The sequence below is a fragment of the Teichococcus wenyumeiae genome (assembly GCF_003696345.1).
Taxonomy (GTDB): Bacteria; Pseudomonadota; Alphaproteobacteria; order Acetobacterales; family Acetobacteraceae; genus Pseudoroseomonas; species Pseudoroseomonas wenyumeiae.
Map to the genome: position 1 here is coordinate 1 of NZ_RFLX01000177.1, position 798 is coordinate 798.

The window sequence follows — 798 nt, forward strand, 5'->3', positions numbered from 1 at the left end:
CTAGAGGCTGTTATGGACCTGCGGGTGGGTAACGATCAGGTTGCGGGCATGACGATCCGCAAGCCCTACCCCTCTGATGTGTCTGATGAAGAATGGGCGCTGGTCGCGCCCTATCTGACGCTGTTGCCGGAGCAAGCCGGACAGCGGGAGCATTCACTGCGCGAGGTGTTCAACGGCCTGCGCTACGTGGTGAAGACCGGCGCACCCTGGCGCTGGATGCCCAATGACCTCCCGCCCTGGGCAGCGGTGTACCAGCAGACGCAACGCTGGCTGGCGGCAGGCTGCTTCAAGGCACTGGCCGAGGATCTCCGAACCGTGCTGCGGCTGGCTGCCGGACGAAAGGCGCAGCCCAGTGCTGCCATTCTGGACAGCCGGACCTTGCGCTCGACGCCGGAGAGCGGCGAACGGGCGGGCTACGACGGCGCCAGGCGGAAGAAGGGCTCGAAGCTGCACCTGGCGGTCGACACACTGGGGCATCTGCTGGCGTTGCACGTCACGCCCGCAAGCGTGGACGACCGGGCCGAAGTCGGACGCCTGGCCCAGGCGGTGCAATCCTCCACAGGGCAGAGTATTGATCTGGCCTATGTCGACCAGGGGTACACCGGCCGGAAAGCAGCCGATGCCGCGAAAGCCCACGGCATCGAGTTGGAGGTGATCAAGCTGCCGGAAGCCAAGCGCGGCTTCGTCCTGCTGCCGCGACGCTGAGTGGTCGAGCGCTCCTTTGCTTGGGCCAACCGGTTCCGGCGCCTGGTGAAGGACTACGAGCGCTACGCCAGCACCCTTGCCGATCTCCACCTC

1 pseudogene is annotated in these 798 nt (G+C 66.2%); it reads left to right on the forward strand.

From position 1 onward, the window contains the following. Positions 1–48: 48 nt before the first annotated feature. A pseudogene (locus EBE87_RS28475) lies at positions 49–798 on the forward strand (IS5 family transposase); the annotation flags it as partial.